General features: G+C 46.7%; 6 protein-coding genes and 1 pseudogene. 2 read left to right on the top strand and 5 right to left on the bottom strand.

Features of this window, described 5'->3' with window-relative positions; translation table 11 throughout:
* Positions 1–72: pseudogene (locus tag A3I3_RS10905) on the top strand (IS200/IS605 family transposase); the annotation flags it as partial.
* Positions 73–207: 135 nt separating this feature from the next.
* Here the strand turns inward: A3I3_RS10905 and deoD are convergent.
* Genes deoD through rpiA form a run of 4 tightly spaced genes read right to left on the bottom strand, consistent with a single transcriptional unit; the run spans position 208 to position 3,692 of the window.
* A complete protein-coding gene (deoD, locus tag A3I3_RS0109035) occupies positions 208–921 on the bottom strand; it encodes a purine-nucleoside phosphorylase (RefSeq protein ID WP_018372376.1) in 714 nt (237 codons plus the stop codon).
* A gap of 31 nt (positions 922–952) precedes the next feature.
* Positions 953–1,762: a purine-nucleoside phosphorylase gene (locus A3I3_RS0109030; protein WP_018372375.1), complete on the bottom strand. Its 810-nt coding sequence runs from the start codon at positions 1,760–1,762 to the stop codon at positions 953–955.
* Positions 1,763–1,782: 20 nt separating this feature from the next.
* Complete coding sequence (locus A3I3_RS0109025; RefSeq protein ID WP_018372374.1) at positions 1,783–2,994, bottom strand: phosphopentomutase; 1,212 nt, start codon at positions 2,992–2,994, stop codon at positions 1,783–1,785.
* A gap of 14 nt (positions 2,995–3,008) precedes the next feature.
* Complete coding sequence (rpiA, locus tag A3I3_RS0109020; protein WP_018372373.1) at positions 3,009–3,692, bottom strand: ribose-5-phosphate isomerase RpiA; 684 nt, start codon at positions 3,690–3,692, stop codon at positions 3,009–3,011.
* 251 nt (positions 3,693–3,943) lie between these two features.
* On the opposite strand from rpiA, the gene mnmE reads away from it, so the two are divergent.
* Positions 3,944–5,317, top strand: a complete 1,374-nt coding sequence (gene mnmE / locus A3I3_RS0109015) for a tRNA uridine-5-carboxymethylaminomethyl(34) synthesis GTPase MnmE (RefSeq protein ID WP_018372372.1) — start codon at positions 3,944–3,946, stop codon at positions 5,315–5,317.
* A 116-nt stretch (positions 5,318–5,433) separates the two neighbouring features.
* On the opposite strand, the gene A3I3_RS0109005 is transcribed toward mnmE, so the two are convergent.
* A partial coding sequence (locus tag A3I3_RS0109005) for a transposase (RefSeq protein ID WP_018371436.1) occupies positions 5,434–5,628 on the bottom strand: 195 nt, incomplete at its 5' end.

Raw genomic sequence — 5,628 nt, 5'->3', positions numbered from 1 at the left:
AAGCAGGACATCGCACTAGATAAATTAAGTGTGAAAGAGTATGAAGATCCCTTTAGGGATAATGGCAAGTAGTGCACACGCCTCTTTGAGAGGCAAGTGACGAGTCAAGAGCAATAAGGCTTGAACAACGTGAAAGCCAGCGTCTTTAGGCGCTGGCTGGTAATTTGGGCTTATAGCCCTGGTGCAAACCACCCGTTAGACGGGTGGTTATGATTCCGAAATCAAGGTTTCAAGGCCGACCTTCATCATATCGGTGAAGGTAGTTTGGCGTTCTTCTGCCGTGGTATCCTCGTCTGGATTGACAAGGCTGTCAGAAATGGTCATAATTCCCAGTGCCTCAACTCCATGCTGAGCCGCTAGATAGTAGAGAGCTGCAGCTTCCATTTCAGTAGCCAAAACCCCCATAGTTCCCAGTTTGATATTTTGTTCGTAGAAGTTTGAATAGAAAACATCAGATGAAAGGACGCTACCGACATGGGTAATCATGCCAAGGTCTTTGGCAATATGATAAGCCTTGTCCAGCAAGTTAAAGCTAGCAATCTGCGGAAAATCATACATAGGCCAATCATTGCGGATGATGTTGGAGTTAGTCGCTGCGGCTTGCGCCAGAACCAATTCGCGGACATGGACGTCCTGACTCAGAGAGCCCGCTGTTCCCACGCGAATAAGGCGCTTGACATCATAGTCCACAATCAACTCGCGTGCATAGATAGAAATGGACGGCATGCCCATACCTGTCCCCATGACGCTGACACGATGACCCTTGTAAGTCCCTGTGTAGCCAAACATGTTGCGGACTTCGTTGAAGCAAACCGCGTCTTCCAAAAAGTTTTCTGCGATAAACTTGGCACGCAGTGGGTCCCCCGGAAGTAAAATTTTATCAGCAATTTCGCCTTGCTTTGCTGCAATATGAATTGACATTTTTATTCTCCTATTAAAAATTTGTTAATCTTTATAATTCTGCCAAAATAGCCTTAACCAGACCCTTGAAGTCTTCCTTGATACGCTCAGTTACCTCCACCACTTCTGCATGGTTAAGCTCGCTTTGGAAACCAGCCGCAAAATTGGTAATGGCTGAGATGCCCAGCACTTTGAGACCAGAATGGGCAGCCACGATGACCTCTGGCACAGTTGACATGCCAACAGCGCTAGCGCCTAGGGTTTGAAAAGCACGGATTTCAGCAGGCGTTTCGTAGGTCGGCCCCGTCACGCCCAGATAGACACCTTCTGCTAGGTCAATACCGAGTTTGCCCGCTACAGCCTGCGCCGTCTCGCGATAAGCCTTGGTATAAGCGTCCGACATATCTGGAAAACGCGGACCAAATTCGTCCAAATTCGCTCCAATCAAAGGATTTTCCCCAGTCAGATTGATGTGGTCGCTAATCGCCATAAGGGTACCTGGTCCATAGCCAATACCACCGGCAGCATTGGTGACAATCACGCCAGTTGCGCCCAGCGCTTTCATGACACGAACAGGGAAAGTCACCACCTCCATAGGATTGCCTTCGTAAAAATGGAAGCGGCCTTGGAGCGCCAGAACCTTGCGTCCAGAAAGCTCGCCGTAGACCAGCTTGCCAGCGTGTCCGACGACGGTCGAACGCCCCCAGTTGGGGATGTCCGCATAGTCGATACTAATAGCATGTTCGATTTCATTAGCCAATTCGCCCAAGCCAGAACCCAAAATCAAACCGAACTCAGGCTTAATCATTCCTTTGCCTTCTAAAAATTCTTTCGTTTCGATAATTTTTTCTAATAAAGTCATCGTTTTTCACTTTCTGTTATTTACACCAACTTATCCAAGAATGATTCCCCAATCATGGCCTTGTCCACACCGAAATTGTCAGCAATGGTAGCAGATATGTCCGCAAAGTGCCCAACAGGAATAGTCCCAGTTTCTTTGAGTGATTTTCCATACATTAAAAGTGGAATGTACTCGCGGGTGTGGTCCGTTCCAGCGTAAGTCGGATCATTTCCGTGGTCAGCCGTAATCATGAGTAGGTCGTCTTCACGCATGTTTTCGATGATTTCTGGCAGGCGCGCATCAAACTCTTGCAAGCAATCGCGGTAGCCATGCGGATCGCGACGATGCCCAAACAGAGCATCAAAATCCACCAAGTTAGTGAAGGACAGACCGCGTTTGAAATTCTCATCCTTCAGCGCCTTGATTAAATTATCCACCCCGTGCATATTATTTTTATTGTGCCCTAGGTCGTGGTTAATTCCTGCACCGTTGAAAATATCATTGATTTTTCCGACTGCATAAGTGTCAATTCCTGCTTCGTCCAATTTTTCCAAAACGGTCGGAGAAAATGGTGAAACGGCATAGTCATGGCGATTGGATGTACGGGTGAAATTGCCCGGCTCACCAACATAAGGACGAGCGATAATCCGTCCGAGTAACAACGGACGCTCCAGCGTAATCGAACGCGCATATTCACAAATCTTGTATAGCTCGTCCAGCGGAATAATGTCCTCGTGTGCTGCGATTTGCAGCACCGGGTCGGCAGATGTGTAGATAATCAGCTCACCCGTTTCCATCTGGCGTGGTCCAAAATCATCAATCACCTTGGTACCAGAGTAAGGCTTGTTGGCTTCACGAATGACCTTACGCCCTGAAAAGTTCTCGATTTTTTCAATCAGTTCTTCTGGAAATCCATTCCAAAAAGTGTCAAAAGGTTCGGTGATATTAAGACCCATCATTTCCCAGTGACCGGTCATAGTGTCCTTGCCCAGCGAAACTTCCTGCAACTTGGTAACGTAGCCGCTGGGATTTTCTTCTTTGGAAACCGTCTGGATCGGATTTTCACGCTCGATATTTCCCAGACCGATTTTCGCCATGTTAGGCACATCTAGTCCCACTGTTTTTGAAATATGCCCTAAAGTATCTGAGGCGCCGTCTGGAACGCCCGCGTTTTGAAAATTGTTGGCGTCTGGCGCCGCACCAATTCCAACAGAATCCATGACTACCACATGAATACGATTAAATTTTGACATACTTATCCTCTTTTCTATTTTTCCTTATTTGCTTCTAAAATTTGCAGGCCGCCTTGTCCAGCAACAATGACCGTATCAACCATTTGGTTGAAGAGCCCATGCTCGACCACTCCGACCATTTGATCCAATTCTTGCCCCAGCGCCAGCGGATTTTCAATGACGCCAAGGTCAAGGTCAATGATGAAATTTTGCATGTCGGTGATAAAACGGCTGCCATTTTTCTCACGAAAAGAAGGCTTATAGCCCGCCTTTTCAAAGCGTCGGAAAACTTGCTTAGCACCGTAGCGCACCACTTCGACAGGGAGTTTAAAAGCGCCCAGCTTTTCAACCATTTTGCTCTCATCAACAACCCAGATATAGTGCTTGGTCGGCAGAGCCACGACTTTCTCCATGAGAAGGGCGCCGCCACCGCCTTTGATGCCGTTGAAGTCCTTGTCTACTTCGTCCGCACCGTCCACCGTCACATCGACCGCTTCTACTTGGTCAATGTCCAACAACTCAATCCCCAAGCTCTTCGCCTGCTCACTCGTGACGCTTGAAGTCGTCACAGCAACGATTTTTAAGCCCTCTTCTTGGACTCGCCGTCCGATTTCTTCAACAAAATAATAAGCAGTTGAACCTGTTCCCAGCCCAACAACCATACCGTCTTTTACAAATTTCGCCGCCCTAACACCCGTTTGTTTTTTCAAATGCTCCATATGAAATCCTCTTTTTTATAGCAGATTTGCTAATTTCCTATCTTTTATTATATCAAAAAACTAGTATAGATGAAAGGGTTTACGCTTTATTACTTTTATAGATAAAACATTTTCAAAAGTCAGAATTTTTAGAGAAAACTAGACTGATCTCTTAGTTTTATCAAATTCAAACAATAAAAAATTTCCTCACCCGAGACAATTTCACTCTATCGTGGTAAACTAGTTAGAGAACCTAAAGAAAGAGTTGAACTATGATTACCAAAGAATTTGACACGATTGCTGCTATTTCTACGCCCTTGGGTGAGGGAGCGATTGGCATTGTCCGACTGAGTGGGACAGACAGCTTTGCTATTGCCCAAAAGATTTTTAAAGGAAAAGACTTGACTACGGTGGCTAGCCACACGCTGAACTATGGCCATATCGTAGACCCTCATTCTCAGGAGATTTTGGACGAGGTAATGGTCGGCGCCATGCGCTCGCCCAAGACTTTTACGCGGGAAGACATCATCGAAATCAACACCCACGGCGGGATTGCAGTCACCAATGAAATTTTGCAACTGGTTATCCGCGAGGGAGCTCGAATGGCTGAGCCCGGCGAATTTACCAAGCGCGCCTTTCTCAATGGACGGGTTGATTTAACCCAGGCCGAGGCTATTATGGACCTTATCCGTGCCAAGACCGACAAAGCCATGAATATCGCCGTCAAGCAGCTAGACGGCTCTCTGTCCACGCTGATTAACAAGACGCGCCAAGAAATTCTCAATACGCTGGCTCAAGTCGAGGTCAATATTGACTATCCCGAGTACGACGATGTTGAGGAGATGACCACCCAGCTCTTGCGTGAAAAAACACAAGAATTTGAGCAACTACTGACCAATCTCTTGAAAACAGCTCGCCGCGGGAAAATTTTGCGCGAAGGGATTTCTACCGCTATCATCGGTCGCCCCAATGTTGGGAAATCCAGTCTTTTGAACAATTTGCTACGCGAGGACAAGGCGATTGTGACTGATATTGCTGGCACGACGCGCGATGTCATCGAAGAATACGTCAACATCAATGGCGTTCCACTCAAGCTGATTGATACGGCAGGTATCCGCGACACGGATGACTTGGTGGAGCAAATCGGAGTTGAGCGTTCTAAAAAAGCCTTGCAGGAGGCCGATTTGGTGCTTCTTGTACTTAATGCCAGCGAGCCTCTAACCGACCAAGACAGCAAGCTCTTGGAGATTAGCAAAGATAGCAACCGCATCATTCTTTTGAACAAGACCGACCTCCCCGAGCAAATCGACATTCAGCAGCTGCCTAGCGACTGCATCAAGATTTCCGTTCTCAAAAATCAAAATATTGACAAAATTGAGGAGCGTATCAATCAACTTTTCTTTGAAAATGCAGGTCTGGTTGAGCAAGATGCGACTTACCTGTCCAACACCCGCCATATCTCGCTAATTGAGCAAGCGCTGGAAAGTTTACACGCTGTCAATCAAGGCTTGGAGCTGGGCATGCCCGTTGACCTGCTACAAGTGGATATGACCCGCACTTGGGAAATCCTCGGCGAAATCACAGGTGACGCCGCTCCAGACGAACTCATCACCCAACTCTTCAGCCAATTCTGCCTAGGGAAATAGTGGGATAAAATGGTTGTTTTATTGGACTTCCTCTTTGCACACAAAATGAGCCTGGGACAAAATAATTCTCAGCCACAAAAAAAGCTAGAGCTTCCCAATTGCGGAACTCTAGCTTTTTAATTTTGAGTCGTTCTCTTATTGTATTTTAGGAGGTTATTGGCCATAAGTACCAATCCCATGTCAATTCTCACTTGACGCTTCCCTCTCAGATTACATCTCTTGTAACCCAAACAAGCCTTTATCTGCCCAAAGACAGGTTCCACATCAATCTTGCGTTGAGCGAAAATCTGTCTACCTTGGGGAGATAAAAG

Source organism: Streptococcus massiliensis DSM 18628 (genome assembly GCF_000380065.1).
Lineage (GTDB): Bacteria > Bacillota > Bacilli > Lactobacillales > Streptococcaceae > Streptococcus > Streptococcus massiliensis.
Note: the sequence above shows the minus strand (reverse complement) of the source record. Positions and strands in the feature narration are given on the sequence as shown.

Excerpts from the sequence above, each read along its gene's own strand:
- deoD (WP_018372376.1), bottom strand. The coding sequence starts at position 921 with ATGTCAATTCATATTGCAGCAAAGCAAGGCGAAATTGCTGATAAAATT.
- A3I3_RS0109030 (WP_018372375.1), bottom strand. The coding sequence starts at position 1,762 with ATGACTTTATTAGAAAAAATTATCGAAACGAAAGAATTTTTAGAAGGC.
- A3I3_RS0109025 (WP_018372374.1), bottom strand. The coding sequence starts at position 2,994 with ATGTCAAAATTTAATCGTATTCATGTGGTAGTCATGGATTCTGTTGGA.
- rpiA (WP_018372373.1), bottom strand. The coding sequence starts at position 3,692 with ATGGAGCATTTGAAAAAACAAACGGGTGTTAGGGCGGCGAAATTTGTA.
- mnmE (WP_018372372.1), top strand. The coding sequence starts at position 3,944 with ATGATTACCAAAGAATTTGACACGATTGCTGCTATTTCTACGCCCTTG.